Annotated in this window: 19 protein-coding genes; 8 read left to right on the top strand and 11 right to left on the bottom strand. The window is 64.0% G+C overall.

What is annotated here, in order from left to right; all coding sequences use genetic code 11:
* Positions 1-9: 9 nt before the first annotated feature.
* From Sj15T_RS20675 to Sj15T_RS20660, 4 genes are all read right to left on the bottom strand, one after another.
* Positions 10-942 carry a phytanoyl-CoA dioxygenase family protein gene (locus tag Sj15T_RS20675; RefSeq protein WP_013039073.1) on the bottom strand — a complete coding sequence of 311 codons (933 nt, stop codon included), beginning with the start codon at positions 940-942 and terminating at the stop codon, positions 10-12.
* An 11-nt stretch (positions 943-953) separates the two neighbouring features.
* Positions 954-1,565, bottom strand: a complete 612-nt coding sequence (locus tag Sj15T_RS20670; protein WP_007683387.1) for an acyl-homoserine-lactone synthase — start codon at positions 1,563-1,565, stop codon at positions 954-956.
* A 74-nt stretch (positions 1,566-1,639) separates the two neighbouring features.
* Entirely contained in the window at positions 1,640-2,386 is a 747-nt protein-coding gene (locus Sj15T_RS20665) for a LuxR family transcriptional regulator (RefSeq protein ID WP_013039074.1), read from the bottom strand.
* Positions 2,387-2,399: 13 nt separating this feature from the next.
* Positions 2,400-3,161: a LuxR family transcriptional regulator gene (locus Sj15T_RS20660; RefSeq protein WP_013039075.1), complete on the bottom strand. Its 762-nt coding sequence runs from the start codon at positions 3,159-3,161 to the stop codon at positions 2,400-2,402.
* Positions 3,162-3,382: 221 nt separating this feature from the next.
* On the opposite strand from Sj15T_RS20660, the gene Sj15T_RS20655 reads away from it, so the two are divergent.
* Positions 3,383-3,952 (top strand): hypothetical protein, encoded by a 570-nt coding sequence (locus Sj15T_RS20655; protein ID WP_013039076.1) that lies wholly within the window; start codon positions 3,383-3,385, stop codon positions 3,950-3,952.
* 109 nt (positions 3,953-4,061) lie between these two features.
* Here the strand turns inward: Sj15T_RS20655 and Sj15T_RS20650 are convergent, their stop codons facing one another.
* Together Sj15T_RS20650 and Sj15T_RS20645 are read right to left on the bottom strand one after the other, a co-directional pair.
* Positions 4,062-4,742: an isoprenylcysteine carboxylmethyltransferase family protein gene (locus Sj15T_RS20650; RefSeq protein WP_013039077.1), complete on the bottom strand. Its 681-nt coding sequence runs from the start codon at positions 4,740-4,742 to the stop codon at positions 4,062-4,064.
* Positions 4,739-5,002: a DUF2933 domain-containing protein gene (locus tag Sj15T_RS20645; protein WP_013039078.1), complete on the bottom strand. Its 264-nt coding sequence runs from the start codon at positions 5,000-5,002 to the stop codon at positions 4,739-4,741. Before Sj15T_RS20645 ends, Sj15T_RS20650 begins: the two co-directional genes overlap by 4 nt.
* 251 nt (positions 5,003-5,253) lie before the next feature.
* Between Sj15T_RS20645 and Sj15T_RS20640 the strand changes: the two genes are divergently transcribed.
* The 4 genes from Sj15T_RS20640 (at position 5,254) to Sj15T_RS20625 (ending at position 10,352) form a co-directional block, all read left to right on the top strand.
* Complete coding sequence (locus Sj15T_RS20640; RefSeq protein WP_013039079.1) at positions 5,254-6,714, top strand: MBL fold metallo-hydrolase; 1,461 nt, start codon at positions 5,254-5,256, stop codon at positions 6,712-6,714.
* Positions 6,711-8,249, top strand: a complete 1,539-nt coding sequence (locus Sj15T_RS20635; RefSeq protein ID WP_004212749.1) for a thymidine phosphorylase family protein — start codon at positions 6,711-6,713, stop codon at positions 8,247-8,249. Before Sj15T_RS20640 ends, Sj15T_RS20635 begins: the two co-directional genes overlap by 4 nt.
* The gene (locus Sj15T_RS20630; RefSeq protein WP_004212748.1) at positions 8,246-9,154 is read left to right on the top strand and encodes a ribose-phosphate pyrophosphokinase; all 909 of its coding nucleotides are present in this window, start codon (positions 8,246-8,248) and stop codon (positions 9,152-9,154) included. The genes Sj15T_RS20635 and Sj15T_RS20630 overlap by 4 nt, the downstream gene beginning before the upstream one ends.
* Positions 9,155-9,716: 562 nt before the next feature.
* A complete protein-coding gene (locus Sj15T_RS20625) occupies positions 9,717-10,352 on the top strand; it encodes a response regulator (protein WP_007683376.1) in 636 nt (211 codons plus the stop codon).
* A gap of 26 nt (positions 10,353-10,378) precedes the next feature.
* Here Sj15T_RS20625 and cueR read toward each other — a convergent pair whose 3' ends face one another.
* The 5 genes from cueR to copC form a co-directional block, all read right to left on the bottom strand.
* Positions 10,379-10,777, bottom strand: coding sequence for a Cu(I)-responsive transcriptional regulator (gene cueR / locus Sj15T_RS20620; RefSeq protein ID WP_013039081.1), 399 nt, complete (start codon positions 10,775-10,777; stop codon positions 10,379-10,381).
* Positions 10,774-13,131 carry a heavy metal translocating P-type ATPase gene (locus Sj15T_RS20615; protein WP_013039082.1) on the bottom strand — a complete coding sequence of 786 codons (2,358 nt, stop codon included), beginning with the start codon at positions 13,129-13,131 and terminating at the stop codon, positions 10,774-10,776. The genes cueR and Sj15T_RS20615 overlap by 4 nt, the downstream gene beginning before the upstream one ends.
* A gap of 110 nt (positions 13,132-13,241) precedes the next feature.
* The gene (locus Sj15T_RS20610; protein WP_013039083.1) at positions 13,242-13,916 is read right to left on the bottom strand and encodes a class I SAM-dependent methyltransferase; all 675 of its coding nucleotides are present in this window, start codon (positions 13,914-13,916) and stop codon (positions 13,242-13,244) included.
* Between the two features lie 38 nt (positions 13,917-13,954).
* Positions 13,955-14,887, bottom strand: a complete 933-nt coding sequence (gene copD, locus Sj15T_RS20605; RefSeq protein WP_013039084.1) for a copper homeostasis membrane protein CopD — start codon at positions 14,885-14,887, stop codon at positions 13,955-13,957.
* A gap of 4 nt (positions 14,888-14,891) precedes the next feature.
* A complete protein-coding gene (copC, locus tag Sj15T_RS20600) occupies positions 14,892-15,272 on the bottom strand; it encodes a copper homeostasis periplasmic binding protein CopC (protein WP_013039085.1) in 381 nt (126 codons plus the stop codon).
* A gap of 132 nt (positions 15,273-15,404) precedes the next feature.
* Here copC and Sj15T_RS20595 point away from each other — a divergent pair, with 132 nt between their 5' ends.
* The 3 genes from Sj15T_RS20595 to Sj15T_RS20585 are packed head-to-tail and all read left to right on the top strand — an operon-like array spanning position 15,405 to position 16,680.
* Entirely contained in the window at positions 15,405-15,677 is a 273-nt protein-coding gene (locus Sj15T_RS20595; protein ID WP_013039086.1) for a hypothetical protein, read from the top strand.
* Entirely contained in the window at positions 15,677-16,117 is a 441-nt protein-coding gene (locus Sj15T_RS20590; RefSeq protein ID WP_041386223.1) for a periplasmic heavy metal sensor, read from the top strand. Before Sj15T_RS20595 ends, Sj15T_RS20590 begins: the two co-directional genes overlap by 1 nt.
* Positions 16,114-16,680, top strand: a complete 567-nt coding sequence (locus Sj15T_RS20585) for an RNA polymerase sigma factor (RefSeq protein WP_013039088.1) — start codon at positions 16,114-16,116, stop codon at positions 16,678-16,680. Before Sj15T_RS20590 ends, Sj15T_RS20585 begins: the two co-directional genes overlap by 4 nt.
* Positions 16,681-16,686: the final 6 nt, after the last annotated feature.

The raw sequence follows: 16,686 nt of genomic DNA, 5'->3' as shown, positions 1-16,686 counted from the left end.
CGTTGGATTTCACCTCTCTTTTGTTCCGACCGCGCTCGATTTCGGCAATCCCCCTAGCCGGGGGGGGAGTTGATCGGTTTGCTGCCGCAGGAATTCGGACAGAGCGCCTTCCTGGTCGGGCCGGAGAGCATCGATTGCGGCGAGATGGTCTGGCGGATCGCCGCCGAGCAGGATGGACGGGCACTGCCCGTCATAATTGCCGAGATTGGGGCGGTGCTGCTGGTAGCCGACCAGCGCGGCAAGCTCGGGATCGAATGCGCTGGCCACCTCGGGCGGATAGGTCAGCCACTGGTTCTCATAGGGCTTCAGCCAGCCGAGGCAGTAGCTGACGATGATGCCTCGGCGCACCGCGTTTGAACGATTCGCGCCGGCGCCATGGAGGGTCGATCCCAGGAATATGATCGCCGATCCCGGATCCGCTTCGATGGCGACCGGCTCCGCGCCGTCGTCGCCCTGCCCGCCATTGTGGCTCCCCGGCCAGACCAGCGTCGCCCCATTTTCGGCCTTGAACGGCGAAATCGGCCACATGACGTTGACGAGATATTCGAGCTCGCCGGTCGGACCGCGCCACATGTCCTGATCCCGGTGCGGAAATTGCGCTGGCGCCCCCGGGTGCAGCTCGAGCGCTTGCGTGAGGTTGAGCTGGACCGTGTCGCACCAGGGCTCGAGGATAGCGTGGACGAGGCGCATGACGGCAGGGTTTTGGACAAGACTTTCAACCGTCGGCGCGCGCTTCAGCAGGCCACCGAAGCGTTTTGTCCGAGGGCCGTAGAATCCGCCCTGGCAGAAAGGCGTGGCGGCAAAACGCGGATGGAGGGATCGATTGATCTCCTCGATGCGTGACCGAGACTCGACATCCCGCAGGATGCAGAAGCCGTGCTGCCGCAGATTTTCGTCGGCTTTGGTCGCGGCGGAGACGCCGCGCGGTGCGATCGTGGCCATGATCGCCCTCCTCATGCTGCGGCGGGAAGATCGGCAAGGCCGACAGGGCGGAAAATGCCGCTCGCGCGCAGCTGCTCGCGCGTTCGGTCGTCCACATCGATTTGCAAGGCGACGAGACTTCGCCCTTGCTCGGACGTGGGAAGACCCAATGGTCGGCAAGTCCAGCCGAAACCCAGGATCTGCTGGAACCACGGCCACTCGGCGACCCCGGTGAAGCTGTGGATCTGGTTGGCGAGGGCATATTCGACGAGCGCGGTGACCAGCTGATTGCGCAGCTCGAGACGCTCCCGGGCGCGCAATTTTCGCGCAAGGCAAAAGCGGGTGATTTCCAGGATAGCACTGCCGCGCGGCGGCGCTTCCTCGCAAAGATCCGGGAAGATCGTGCCGAGAATATGCTCGTGCGTGGTCGGCAGAAGCCGTGCGGATGCCCGGTGTTCCCCGTCGTCCCCGGTAACAACGATGTAGACGGCGCGATCATTGTCGAACTGATCGATCTCGTAGCGACCGGCGATGACCGGAACGTCCCAGCGAAGAAGATCGACGAAGACCCGCTTGCGCTCCTCGAACATGGAGCGAAACAGGCGGTGTTCCATGGCTTGCGAAAAGCCGGTCCCGATGTGCATGACAGCCTCCTTTTGGTGAGGCCTGTCAGTCGATCAGAGGCGGCTTTCTTGCGTTATCCCCAGTTCTGGGGAGATCATCGGCCGAACACATCGGCAAAGCTGATTTGCCCGTCGAACAAGGCGCGAATGGCGAGGAGGGTGCGCTTGGTGACGCCATAGCGGTCGCGCGCATCCTTCACATGCTGGATCACCGTTTCCTGGCCGATGCCGAGGATCTGGCTGATCTCCCAATCGGTCTTGCCCCGCGCGACCAGCGCCACGCATTCGGCCTGCCTTTCGGTCAGGCTCGGCCATTCGGATTGCGGCGCGTGGATCCGGGAAATCTTGCGTGCCGCTTCGAACGCGAAGCTGCCGACGAGCTGCACGAACGGCAGCTGCCGATGGTCGAGCATCTCGCCCGCCGCCATCGCGAAGGAACAGGATCCATTGAGCTCGCCAGGAATATGGGCCGGAACGGTGAAGCCGTCGCCCAGCCCGGCCTCGTAGGCTTCTGCCAGGATCGAGCGATCGGCGGCCGTCAGAGAGATGATCGACTGAACCGCCGACCAGGCAAAGCCCACATTGGTGCGATGGCTGGCGCGGTGGATCGGGTCGCTCGCATAGAGGCGTCTCGCCTGGAAGCGCTCCACCCAGTCTTGCGGATAGTCGACGATGTGGACCGAGCGAACCGCAGGCTTCAGGTCGACATGATGGACCAGGGCATAGTGCCGAAAGCCCATGGCCTTCGTGATTTCGGCCATCAGGTCAGACAAGGCCGTAGCGTCCTTGATCGCGCCAGCGACAGCGCAGAAATCCTGAACTTGCCCAAGCCCGATCATCATATGGCCGGCGAGATCAGAGCAGCGCTTCCATGTTGAGATGACCATCGCGAACCGCGCGCAGCACCAGCTGCGTGCGTCGTCGCACGCCATAACGCCTGCGGGCCGATTCAACATATTCGTGCACGGTGTCGCGGCTGAGGCCGAGGATCTGGCCGATCTCCCAGTCGCTTTTGCCTTGCGCGACGAGCGCGATGCATTCGACCTGGCGAGGGCTGAGAGGGACGCAGGCCAATGGCCCTGCCCTTTCGCCAAGCAGCTCGCGCGCCCGATCATAAGCGACCGAGCCGAGCAGACGGGCGGTCAGAACCTCTTCTGCACTCAGCGGCTCGTCGCGTGATCGGGCCGCAGTGAAGATCGCCTCGGGCTCGCCCGGAGTCCGGATCGGCAAACTGTAGCCCGATGCAAGGTCATGATCCCGGGCGCGGTCAAGGATGCCTCGCTGGCGCGGCGTGAGCTCCAGCATGTCGCCGACACGGTCCCAGGCCAGTCCAGAGGGCGTACGTGCGCAGGCCGCATGAATGGGATCTTCGATATAGTGGCGTTCTTCTAGAACTTCCTCGAGCCAGGCCGACGGATAGGTTGTGAGGAACAGGCTTTGCTCGTCGCCGCGCCGAAGGTCGATATTGTGAAGCAGCGTGAACCAGCGGAAGCCAAGATCGCGCACGGCGGCATCGATCGTGCCATGCAGATCGCCAAGGGTTTCAGCACGCTGACAGTCTGTCGCAAAGCGCGTGAGATCATCAAGGCGGCCGCAGTCTTTTATCCTGTTCGCCATAGGCGACGGAAGCTCGTTCGCGAGGAGACGGCTCGTCCACACCTAAGCGGCGAGCGCCATGATTATCAGGATGAGTTGAGAACGATTCGCAACAATCTACGATTAGAATGGATCGCCTATGACACTTTATCCGCCGGCAAAGTGTCATAGCTGACAACCCGTCTGTGGCCGCCGATTTGGGATTCACATTGATCCTGCTTTGTGCTTGATTCCATCATGTTATGTTTCATGCAGGCAAGCCTCTTGAACCCTCCATTGGCTGTGATGTCGCGGCCGTGCTCGAGACGCTGGCGACCGTATCGAGCCGGCCCCGTTATGCCTTCATGCTGCTCAACCTGATCGCCCAGGTGGCGGGGCCAGATGGAAGCGCCGGTCCCTGGGTCAGGCGGAACGATGGGCTCGTTTCCCTGCGCGATTGGCTATGCGACGCATTGACCCCGATGGCCCAGCGTGGTCCGCGCAGCATTACGCTGGCCGAGCGGGTCGAGAGCGACCTCGCTAGAAACGGACTGCTCCCCGGCGATCCGGAGAAAAGGCGCGGCGTGATCGCGGAGGAAATGCGGGCACGCATTCGCACAGCCGGCAAGAGTAATCTCAGTCGCGCCGTTTCCGAACTGGTGAATGCAGGCCTGCTCCGCCGACATTATCAGGGCTATCGCGTCGACCATCGGAACCGTGGCGGCCAGCGCCACGCCGTCTATACCTTGATCGGCGATGCTCTGCGTCTAGTGCCGGGCATCAGCTCCACACCGAATCTGCCCGTGCAAGGCGAACTTGCCCTCCCAAGATGATTGCGCAGTCGAACCGGGGTTGCTGCAGTAGTGTGCTGTGAGGTCGGGTAACGATGTCCGAATAATAAGGCCAGTCAGAACGTCAGCATTGACCTTGCCGGCAATTACATCAGCCATTCCCGTCAAAGGATCGCCATGGCCTTCTTCGACGCGAATGGATTGTCAGATTCGGAATGAAGCCGGGCACGCGAGCCATATAATCGCGGTAAACCTCGCCGAAGTTGGCTAGCGCCTCCTTTTCCTCATGCCGAGCCAGCCGAATATACATCACGACGAGCACCGGAAACATAGCAAGGGTCAAAAGGGTCGGCCATTGTAGCAAAAAGCCGAGCATGACGAGAATGAAGCCGACATATTGCGGGTGCCGGATCCGGGCATAAATCCCAGTAAGGGCCAATTGGTGTTTGCGCTGACTCAAGTGAAGGGCCGTCCATGCAACCGAGATCAGCCAGTAACCCACGCCGATCAGCACAAAGCTGGCGATGTGGAATGGACCGTAATGGGGATTAACTCGCCAGCCGAACATCATCTCCAGGAGATGTCCAGCATCGTGGCTCCACCAGTCGACAGCGGGGAAATGCGACTGGAGCCACCCCGACAGCAGGAAGATCGTGAGCGGGAAGCCATACATTTCGGCGAAGAGCGCGACGATGAACGCACTGAACGCGCCGAAGCTGCGCCAGTCGCGCCGCGTTGCCGGCTTGAAGAAGCTGAACGCAAAGAGGATGAAAACGGCGGCATTGACCAGCGCGAGCCCCCACAGACCATAGCCATAGTCGGCGTGCGTCATCGCGACTCTCCTTCGATGCGGCCGTTGGGATTGGCCGGCAAGCCGGCGGGTGCCTGGCCGGGCTCATGGCCATGCTGATGCCCACCTTGGCCGTGGTGCATGAACAGGTGCATGAGCGGGCAGGCGAGCAGGATGAGATAGGGCAGCACACCCAGGAAGTGCGCGGTATGCTCGGTAATGAGGAAGAAGCTGGCGACGAGCAGGAAGCCGATCAGAACGATCTTGCCGCGCTTGCGCATGCGATGGTCATGTTCGCCCATATGCCGTCCTCTTCTGGTCAACCTCCAGCCTGCATAGGCTCGAGTCCAAGGAGCAAGGTATAAGTAGAGAGCGAAGTCCGAAGGGCATCGCGCAAGCATGGGTAAGGTGATCGATCGGATCGGCCACCGGTGTTCGCGCGACGCAACTGTCGGGAGCAGCAGTCGTGCTGCGGCTTTTGCGTATAGGCGTGCGGCGTCCGCGAATCAAAGCTGCGCTCACGAACATAATCGTGAGAGGCAGGCCCGCGTCCATGCACAAGAGAAAGAAACGGCACCATTCCCGCAACCAGTCCGGCGTGACCGTCCTCGAGCGCGAAGCAAGGATCGATCTGGCTAAGCGCCCGGCCGATGGTCTCGGCGTCGCCTTTCTCGGCGCATCGGGAACGGTCACAGGGTCGCGTTATCTGGTGGACGATGGTGAAACTCAGATCGTTGTCGATTCCGGCCTGTTTCAAGGACCCAGGGATCTGCGCCGCCTTAATTGGTCGCCAATTCCACCCGAAGTCGCCGATGTCGGCCAAGTCCTGCTGACCCACGCTCATCTCGATCACTCGGGCGCGCTACCGCGCATGGCGCGCCTGGGCTGGGACGGTACCGTCCTTGCCACCCGGGCGACCGCGGCCCTGTGCGAGCTCCTTCTTCCCGACAGCGGTCATCTGCAGGAAAAGGATGCGGAGTTCGCCAACCGGCACGGCTTCTCCAGGCACCAGCCGGCGCTGCCGCTCTACACCCAGGCTGACGCGCGTCTGGCATTGCAGCTCTTCCGGCCGATCGAGTTCGGAGCGTGGCATGCAGTCACGGACGGCATCAGGGTGCGCTATCATCGCGCCGGCCACATCCTCGGCGCGGCGTCGATCGAGATCGACTGGAAGGGGCGGACAATCCTCTTCTCAGGCGACATCGGCCGTTACGGCGATTCGGTGATGAAAGATCCCGAGCCGCCCGCGCGCGCCGACTATGTCCTGGTGGAATCGACCTATGGCGATCGGCGCCACGAGCAGGTCGATCCGACAAAGACGCTTGGAGATCATGTCGAACGATGCGTCGAGAGAGGAGGGACGGTGGTGATCCCGGCCTTCGCCGTGGGACGGGTCCAGTCGCTTCTCTATCATTTCTCGCGTCTGCGCGCGCAGGGACGCCTCCGCGACATCCCGATCTTCCTCGACAGCCCGATGGCGATCAACGCGAGCGGGCTGATGTGCGATTTCATGGACGAGCATCGCCTGGCCCGCGCCGAGTGCGAAGCGGCGTGCAGCGTCGCGCACTATGTGCGCGAAGTGGAGGAATCCAAGGAACTCACCGCCAACCCCGCCCCAAAGGTCATCATCTCGGCCAGCGGAATGGCAACGGGCGGCCGCGTGCTCCACCATCTCAAGCGCTTCGCGCCGGATGGGAAGAACCTCATCCTCTTCTCGGGCTTCCAGGCGGCGGGCACCCGCGGCGCCGCCATGATCGGCGGCGCCCGGACGATCAAGATCCACGGCGAGTATATCCCGGTCGAAGCCGAGGTCGCCAACCTGACGATGCTCTCGGCGCATGCCGACAGCGACGAGCTCATGCGCTGGCTCGGCTCGCTGCACGAGGCCCCGCGCCACGTCTATGTCACCCATGGCGAGCCGACCGGCGCCCACGTCCTGGCGAAGCGTGTCTCGGAGGATCTGGGCTGGGCATGCAGCGTACCGGCGCTGGGTAGCTGGGGCATGCTCGCGTGAAGCCCGGGATCATCGAGGACGCCGAAGTAGAGCCTGTCGCGACGACGCTGCGGGCACACCGCCTCGGCCTGTCGGCTGCCGGAGGTGATCTGATCGCGGTCATGCGCCAAGACTGTCCCGTCTGCCGCTCGGAAGGTCTCGCGTCGCGCGCGCAGGTCGCGCTGCACGCCGGCGGGCGGGAAATCGTAGTCTCGCTGCTGCACAGTTCCGCGGAGGCTCCAGCGCCCGGCGAGATCGGCCTGTCCGAATCCGCATGGCGGCGGCTCGGCGTCAGCGAGGGCGATCCGGTCGAGATCGCGCACGCCCAGCCTCTCGCCTCGCTCGCCGAAGTGCGTCGGCGCATCTATGGCAATCGTCTCAGTGAAGGGGCTTTTTCAGCGATCATGACCGACATCGCCGAGCGACGCTATAGCGATGTCCATCTCTCGGCGTTCATCACGGCATGCTCAGCGGTCCCGCTCGATACGGACGAAACGATCAGCCTGACCAGGGCGATGGTCGATGTCGGCGAGCGATTGCAGTGGTCCGGAGCGGTCATCGTCGACAAGCATAGCGTCGGTGGATTGCCGGGCAATCGCACCACGCCGATCATCGTCTCGATCATGGCCGCGGAGGGCCTGATCATGCCCAAGACATCGTCGCGGGCGATCACCTCGCCGGCCGGCACGGCGGACACGATGGAGGTGCTTGCACCTGTCGACCTCGACGTTTCCGCCATCCGCAAGGTGGTCGAGCGCGAAGGCGGCTGCATCGCCTGGGGCGGCGCCGTCAATCTCAGCCCGGCCGACGATGTGATCATCGGCGTTGAACGAGTGCTCGATATCGATGCCGTAGGGCAGATGGTCGCCTCGGTGCTGTCCAAGAAAATCGCGGCCGGTGCGACCCATCTGGTCATCGATATCCCGGTCGGGCCGACCGCCAAGGTACGCGGAACCGATGCCGCCGATACGCTCGAGCGCGCGCTGAGCTCGGTCGCCCAAGCCTTCGGGCTTCGCACGCGCGTGATGCGCGGCCCCGGCGCGGAGCCGATCGGACGGGGCATCGGCCCGGCGCTCGAGGCGCAGGATATCCTTGCCGTACTCCAGGGGCAGCCGGGCGCCGAGGATCTCGCCCACCGGGCCTGCGAGCTGGCGGGAGGACTGCTTGAGCTCGCTGACGCGGCCCCGGCCGGCGAAGGCTATGCGCGTGCGCGGGCGTGTCTCGAAAGCGGCGGGGCCTGGGCCAAGTTCCAACGTATCTGCGAAGCGCAGGGCGGCATGCGGGCTCCACCGGTCGCCCGGTTTCAGCAGGATATGATCGCTCCCTATAGCGGCCGCCTGGTGAGTATCGACAATCGCAAGCTCGCGACGGTCGCGAAGCTCGCCGGCGCGCCGGTGGCCAAGGCCGCTGGCGTCGCACTGCAGTGTCGGCTGAACCAGATGGTGGATGCCGGGGCTCCCTTGTGTAGCATTCATGCCGAGAGCCCGGGCGAGCTCGACTATGCGGCGGCCTATGCCGTGAGCGACGGGCCGATCTTCGGGATTGAAGCGCTATGAACCGTCCCGTCCTGTTCGCGCTGCCTGGCAGCGAGGCCCTGGCACAGCCGCTATCCGCCGCGCTCGATGCAGAGGTCGGCACGATCGAGCATCGTCAGTTTCCTGACGGGGAAACCTATCTCAGGGTCGGAAACGACGTCAGCGACCGCGAGGTCATCCTGCTGTCCAGTCTCGATCATCCGGACGCCAAGCTGTTGCCGCTGCTGTTCGCAGCCGACACCGCGCGCGATCTTGGCGCTCGCAGGATCGGGCTCGTCGCCCCTTACCTCGCTTACATGCGCCAGGACATACGCTTCCATGCCGGCGAGGCGGTGACGTCGCGAACCTTTGCTGCGATCCTGTCTCGCCATCTCGACTGGCTGGTGACGGTCGATCCGCATCTCCATCGCTACCATGAATTGTCGGAAATCTACCGCATCCCAACCCAGGTTGTTCATGCCGCGCCGTTTTTGGCCTCGTGGATCAAGCGCAATGTCGCTCGCCCGCTGATCATCGGTCCGGACCTGGAAAGCGAACAGTGGGTCTCGCAGGTGGCGGCCGATGCCGATGCTCCGTTTCTCGTGTGCGAGAAAATCCGATCCGGCGACCGTCACGTCACCATCTCGATTCCGAATGCCCCAGCGTTTCTCGATCGCCAGCCGGTGCTGGTCGACGATATCGCCTCATCCGGTCGGACCCTCACCGAGGCGGCGCGCCAACTGGTCGGCATGGGGTTCGCGCGACCGGATTGCGTGGTCGTGCATCCGCTTTTTGCCGGCGATGCAGCGCAGGTTCTGGGTGGGCTTGTCGAAAGGATCGTCAGCACGAACGCGGTTGCACATGCGTCGAATGATATAGACGTCATGCCAGCGATCGCGGAGGCCGTTCGCCACCGGATTGAATGGCGTGCTGCGCGTCAGTTCTAAGACGGAAATGAACGCCCGGCAAACGCTGTGCGCGTCCTCATCCATTGACCCTAAACGAGTCCGAACCAATCTCCTGAGATCTCCCTTTCGGAGAAAATCGCGGCAGGGAAGGAGGATATGTCGTGTCGCACACACGCTCGTTCATCGATCCCCTCGACGTTGCTGGGCACCTGAAGCTTGAGCCCGAAGTAAAGCGCGCCACCCTGCTATCCTGGGCGTCCGATCGCGCAGCCGTCAAGGGCCAACCCGCCCCCCTCGCCCGCCGGGCGCCAGTAACCCGCTGCCGGTCGACGATGTGATGGAAGCGTAGCGATGGCTCGATCGCGCCGAGGGCGGCGCGGGCAACTCGCATGCATCGTCCGGAGCAGAGACCCGGCAATGAGCCGCAGCGACCGCGGCATTGGTGTGAGCGGAGTAGCCGAACCCTCACAGTTTCGCTGTCCTTCGCCGTTTTGCCTCGCCAAATTTTTACTCTTGACCTGGGACCATAGTCCAACGTGCAGAGAAGTATCCCTTGAAGCGCTGCCCTCGCGGCACTGCGTATTGATCGATCTCGGGGGCTATGGGGAACAAGCGCGTCGTGCATATCGTCGATGACGAAGAGACAATACGAAAAGCACTAAGTTTCACGTTGCGGACCGCAGGGTTTGCCGTAGAAGCCTACGCTTCGGGGCCGGAGTTTCTGTTGAGCGCAGAGGACGCCGAGAAAGGCTGCGTGGTTCTCGACATGCACATGCCCGACATGGACGGCCTGCAGGTTCAGGCGGAGCTGACGCGACGCGGTATCGACATGCCCGTCGTGGTGCTGACGGGCAATGGCGATCCTACGCTCGCCGTACAGGCGATGAAGGCGGGCGCTGCCGACTTTCTCGCCAAACCGGTCGAGAAGGCCGCATTGCTCGGCGCGATCGACCGCGGCTTCAGCTGGCTTGAGAGTATAGCCCGTCGTGCCTCCGAACAGGCCGACGCTCTTTCGAAAGCCGCGAGACTGACGCAGCGCGAACGGGCCGTTCTGAGAGGAATTTCGCGAGGCTATCCAAATAGCCTTATCGCAGATGAACTCGGCGTCACGTCGCGCACGGTCGAGCTGCATCGGGCCAGTCTGATGATCAAACTCAACGCGCAAAGCCTGCCCGACCTGTTGCGGATCGCTTTCGCCGTCGACCTGCACGAATCGACCGAAAACGGGCACCCCTAAAATTCTCGGCCGTGCGATGCCGGATGCTATGCGGATCGGGCCGCGGCCAGTTCGGCGATGATCGGACAATCCGGCCGCTCGTCGCCTTGGCAGCGCTCGGCCAGGTCGATTAGCGTGTCGCGCAGCGCCGTCAACGCCTCGGCTTTGCGCTGAAACTCATCGGCGCGGGCAAGGGCAAGCCGCTTCACCTCCGCGCTGGCACGGCCGGTATCGGCCCAAAGGCCGAGCAAGGTGCGGATCTCCTCGATCGGGAAACCGAGATCACGCGCATTGGCGATGAACCGCAGGCGATGGAGATCGCGCTCGCCATAGTCGCGATAGCCCGCACCCCGGCGCGGCGGCGCCGGGATGAGGCCGATCTTCTCATAATGGCGGATCATCCGCTCCGAGACGCCGCTCTGCCGCGACGTCTCGCCGATGTTCACAGCGCTTTCCGGTTGAGGCGCAGCGCGTTGGTCACCACGCTGACCGAGGAGAGCGCCATGGCGGCGGCGGCGATGATCGGCGAGAGCAGGATGCCGAACAGCGGATAGAGTGCGCCCGCCGCGACCGGCACGCCCGCGACATTGTAGATGAAGGCGAATACGAGGTTCTGGCGGATGTTCGACATGGTCGCCTGGCTGAGCCGCCGCGCCCGCACGATGCCCATCAGATCACCCTTGAGCAGGGTCACCCCCGCGCTCTCGATGGCGACGTCGGTGCCCGAGCCCATGGCGATGCCGACATCGGCGGCGGCTAGCGCGGGGGCGTCGTTGACACCATCGCCGGCCATGGCGACCACCCGTCCCTCGCGCTTGAACTTGGCGACCACGGCGCTCTTCTGATCGGGCAGCACCTCGGCCTCGACCTCGTCGATGCCCAGGCGCCGGGCGACCGCTTCCGCCGTGGTGCGGTTGTCGCCGGTCAGCATGACCACGCGAATGCCCTCCGCCTTGAGCGCGGCGAGCGCTTCGGGCGTCGTGGCCTTCACCGGGTCGGCGATCGCGAAGGCGCCGCCGACCGTGCCGTCGACGCCGATGAAGATCGCGGTGGCGCCATCCCGGCGCAGTGCATCGGCCTGGCTGGCGAGCGCCTCGGTCGCAACCCCTTCGTCGGCAAGGAACCGGGCATTGCCGAGGACGATGCGCCGCCCTTCGACCGTGCCGAGTGCGCCGCGCCCGGTCGGCGAGTCGAAGTCGATGACGTCGCTCGTGGCGATGCCGCGATCCTTCGCGGCCTCGACGATTGCCAGCGCGAGCGGATGCTCGGAGGCCCGCTCGACCGAGGCGGCAAGCCGCAGCAGTTCGGCTTCGTCGAAGCCGGGCGCCGGCACGATCTGGGTGACGGCAGGCCGGCCTTCGGTTAGCGTGCCTGTCTTGTCGACGACGAGCGTGTCGACCTTTTCCATATGCTCGAGCGCTTCGGCGTTCTTGATAAGGACGCCGAGCCCGGCGCCGCGGCCGACGCCGACCATGATCGACATCGGCGTTGCGAGACCCAACGCGCAAGGACAAGCGATGATCAGCACGGCGACCGCCGCCACCAGCCCGTAGGCGAAGCGCGGCTCTGGGCCCCAGATACCCCAGGCGATGAACGCGACCACCGCAACCGCGATGACCACCGGCACGAACCAGCCCGACACCTGATCGGCCATGCGCTGGATCGGCGCGCGCGAGCGCTGCGCCTCGGCGACCATCTGGACGATCCGCGCGAGCATGGTGTCGCGTCCGACCTTGTCGGCGACGATCACCAGCGCTCCGGTCTGGTTGAGCGTGCCGCCGATCACCGTGTCGGCCTTGGCCTTGGTGACGGGCATGGACTCACCGGTGACCATCGACTCGTCGAGCGAGGAGCGGCCGTCCTCGACCACGCCGTCGACCGGCACCTTCTCGCCGGGCCGCACGCGCAGGCGGTCGCCGACCGCGACCAGATCGAGGCTGATTTCCTCTTCGTTGCCATCGGAACCGATGCGGCGCGCGGTCTTTGGCGCGAGATTTAGCAGCGCCTTGATCGCGCCTGAGGTCCGCTCGCGCGCGCGCAGTTCGAGCACCTGGCCGAGCAGCACGAGGACAGTGATCACCGCCGCCGCCTCGAAATAGACCGCGACCATGCCGTCTTCACCGCGGAAGGCCGGCGGGAACACCTGAGGCGCGAGCGTCGCGACGACGCTGTAGATCCACGCGACTCCGGTGCCCATCGCGATCAGGGTGAACATGTTGAGGTTGCGGGTCTTGAGCGAAGCCCAGCCACGCTCGAAGAAGGGCCAGCCCGCCCAGAGCACGACGGGTGTCGCCAACACGAACTGGATCCATACCGAGATCGACATCGGCACGAGGCGATGGATCACGGGAAAGAGATGCGCGCCCATTTCGAGGATCAGCACCGGGAGAGCCAGCACCAGGCCGACCCAGAAGCGGCGCGTGAAATCGACCAGTTCGTGGCTGGGACCGCTGTCGGCGGTCACGGTCGCGGGTTCGAGCGCCATGCCGCAAATCGGACAGGACCCGGGATGGTCCTGCCGAATCTCGGGATGCATAGGGCAGGTCCAGATCGTGCCTTCTGGCACCGCGACTGGCGGTGCCGGCGGGCCGAGATAGCGCTCGGGATCGGCGATGAATTTTGCCCGGCAGCCCGCGCTGCAGAAATGATAGCTTTCACCGCCATGCTCGGCATGGTGCGCAGTGATCGCAGGATCGACGGTCATGCCGCAGACCGGGTCCTTGACGCCAGCCGCTGGTTTCGCAGCGCCGTGGCTGCCGCAGCAACCGCCGCCATGCGCCGCTCCATGTGTCTCGTTCATCGCCTTGCTCCTTTCGACGCCTGACAATCTAAGGTCTGACACCGTGTCAGGGTCAATACGTAATCACCTAAGGATTGCCCAAAGCGTCAAAATCTCCTGGCCCTGGGAAATCAGCCGAGATCGTTTGCGACGGCTCGGCTCAGAATCGATGCCGGACGGCTCGCGGTGAACAGTTGGATCGCCCCGGTGATCGTCGAGATCTTGAACGGTTCGGCAATATGCTCGAAACCTGCCAGCGCGATCAATCTCGGGAGAACGCCTTCGGCGTTGGGTTGGGTATCGCTGACGCCGTCGAGACGCTGAACGGTTAGCCGAAAGGCCAAGCGCATGAATCCGCGCTGGCGACCATAATCGGCAATGACTAGGCGACCACCGGGGCGAAGGATCGCGTACATGGCGCGAAGGGTGGCCGCCTTCATGTCCAGCGGCATCTGATGAAGTACAAGGCTCGATACGACGGCATCTGCACTCTGTTCGGGCAGATCCGTCGCGAAGCCTTGGCGCCAGTCGACATCGGCAACCATCGCTGCGGCCTTGCGTCGGGCGATGTCGAGCGCCTCCGCATCGGGATCGAGACCAATCACGCGCGCGCTGGGTTCGTCGCGCTTGAGCAGCAAGGCGAAGCTGCCCGTACCACAGCCTATATCAACGATCGTCTCGCCGCCTCTCGGCGCGAGCGCGGCGAGCATCGCCTCGCGCCACCGCCGTTCCCGCGTCCAAAGCCGGATCGCGCGGTCATAATCCTGAGTGGACCCGTTTCCGAGCGGCGGTGTGTACGGCTGCATGGCAGTGGCTCCGACCTCCTTCCGCCCCTCAAGCGCGACTACATGGACATGGGCGGGGACAAGGTACCCAGCCAGGCGACAAGCGCGAGAATGATGATCGCAAGACCGCCTTCCACCACAAGGCTGCCGCGCAATAGCGTCATCGCCCGTGGTGCGTCCTCCTGCTCGATGGCGAGACTAAGCGAGGGGGTCAGGCGATAGCGGTTGAGTGCGGCCAAGCCCAACATGCCGGCGAACAGCACAAGTTTGGCGGTGAGCAGCAGCCCCCAGCTCGATTGCCACAGCCCCGCGATATGCTCGGAACCCACCAGAAAGAGAGTGTTGACGGTCCCGGTGACGACAAGCAATCCGACAATCACCGTCCCAACCATCGAAAAGCCGCGAAGCGCTTGCTCGGTCAGCAACACCCGCGCCAAGCCATCAGTGTCAACGTTGGGAATGACGAGCGCAAGGAAAGCGGCGATCGCGCCGACCCACGCGCCGGCCGCAAGAAGGTGTACGAGATCGGACGCCAGCTGCTGCCAGCCGGCACTGCCCTCTCCGGCCGCGCCATGGCCCGACCAGGCCAGTGTCCCGAGCGCGATAGCGCCTGCGAGTGTCGAGGTCATGACGCAGACGCGCGGCTTTCGGCCATAGAGCGCCGCGCACGGCAATAGGATGACCAGCGCCGCCAGACGCACCTTGAGCGCGGTGCCCAGCGCGGTGTCGTTGAGCAGATCACTCACCAACTGAAGATCCGGCCGGGTTAGCGGAAGGCCGGTCATAGCCGAGGCCTGGACAAGAAATCCCAGCACCGACAGCAACAGTCCCAGCAGTACGAGAAGGACGATCATCGGCCCCAAAGGCAGATACGACCGGACCGTCCGGCCGCCGCCGCCGAGCGCATAGAGCGCGAACAGCGGCAGCCCGAACAGCAGGCCGAGATCAACGTAAAGCGCCCAGCGGATCGCGATGACCCCGATCTCGCTCATCGCCTTACTTCACTGTGAAGGCAAGGTTGCCCTGGATCCGATGCGTGTCGGTCGACACGACGTGCCAGGCAACCTGATAGGTGCCGGCCGACAGCGGGCGCGCCAAGGTCAGCACGAGCGTCTTGTTGTCGCCCTCGACAGAGGTCTTGAAGCCGGTCACCGCCATGCGATGGTTGGGCATGCCGGGCATACCGGTCATCACGATCTCGGCACCCGACAGCCTGGGCATCAGACCTTCGCTGAACGTAAGCGTAATGCGCGAGGGCGCCGAGACGCTGGCATTGGCGGCCGGAGCCGAGGATACAAGCTTGGGATGGGCATAGGCCGGAGCCGAAACACTCAGGCCTACGATGGCGATAGCTGCGAGAGGCGAAAAGAAACGCATTGGAACATTCTCCTGTGGATCCCATGAGACAATACGCAGCCCGAGCCCCCACCCCTCGCAATTACATTTTTTATCTACAGCAAGGGTTCCTGGACCAGGATGCGTATTGAAGAATGAAGACGGAGAAGCATCATGGATGAACTTGACCACCTGCTCTCGCGGTTGCGCGATGCGCCTCTCGATCCCAGGCTCGGCGGTCTGGAAAGCCGGGTCATGGCGGAAATAGCGCGCATCCAGGCCATACCGCGCCTTGGCGCAACGACATTCGGCATCGCGGCCGCAACCGCGCTGTTCATCGGAATTGCCGGCTCGGCGGTTCCGACGCAGTCTGCCGATCCGAACCCGATATCGCCCTTCGATGCCCGGCTCGCGCTTGCGCCCTCGACGCTACTGAGCTCGCAATGATGCGCGACCGCCGCCGGCTCCTGCTCCTCGTCCTGTTGACCTTCGCCGCGGCGATCGCTGGCGTTGTCATCGGCCGCGTCTATGTGGTTCCAGTGCGCCCGGTCGAAAATGAGCTGCACGAGCTGCTCCATCGCGATCTGAAGCTGGATTCCGCGCAACACAGCCGGCTCGAGACAATCGAGAAGAACTACGCCATACGGCGTCAAGCGCTGGAGGCCGAACTGCGCGCCGACAATGCGCGCCTCGCGGAGGCGATCGAAGCGGAGCATGGCTATGGCCCGCAAGTCGCAGCGGCGGTGGATCGCTCGCACCAGGCCATGGGCGCCCTGCAGAAGGAAACGCTCGAGCACATCTTCGCAATGCGGGCCGTGCTGCGTCCCGATCAGACCGAGAAGTTCGACGACGCCGTCGTGAAAGCGCTGACGGCCAAGTCCAAATGACCGCGAGCCTCCCCGACTGCTCGGACGGGGAGCTTGCGGCTTTGGCGCTTGGCGGGCGGCAAGCGGCTTATGGCGAACTGGTCCGGCGGCATCAAGGTTGGGTTCACCGGCTCGTGCGCAGCCATGTCGGATCTATGGATGAGGCCTTAGATGTCACCCAGGCGAGCTTCGTCGCGGCCTTTGCCGCACTCAACCGCTATGACGTAACCCGACCCTTCCAGGTCTGGATGTCCCGGATCGTCATCAACAAATGCCATGACTGGCGGCGCCGGCGCGCGGTCCGAAACTTCTTCTCCATGGCCCTGCCGCTGGGCGAGGCGGATGACGTCGCCGATGAGGCGCCGCTACCCGACCAGGCAATCGGCGCCGAGCAGCAGCTGGCAGAGGCGATGAAGGCGATCGCCGCCCTGCCCGCCTCTCTCAAGGACACGCTCATCCTGCGGACGATCGACGAGAAATCGGAAGCCGAAACCGCCGAGATTCTCGGCATCAGCCAGAAGGCAGTCGAGACTCGCCTCTACCGCGCCCGCGCACGCCTCGCAGAAATGTTGAAGAAAGTTTGAGGGGGA

The sequence above is a fragment of the Sphingobium sp. TA15 genome (genome assembly GCF_037101235.1).
Lineage (GTDB): Bacteria > Pseudomonadota > Alphaproteobacteria > Sphingomonadales > Sphingomonadaceae > Sphingobium > Sphingobium indicum.
The sequence above is the reverse complement of the archived record's forward strand: the minus strand, read 5'-3'. Positions and strand labels throughout refer to the sequence as shown.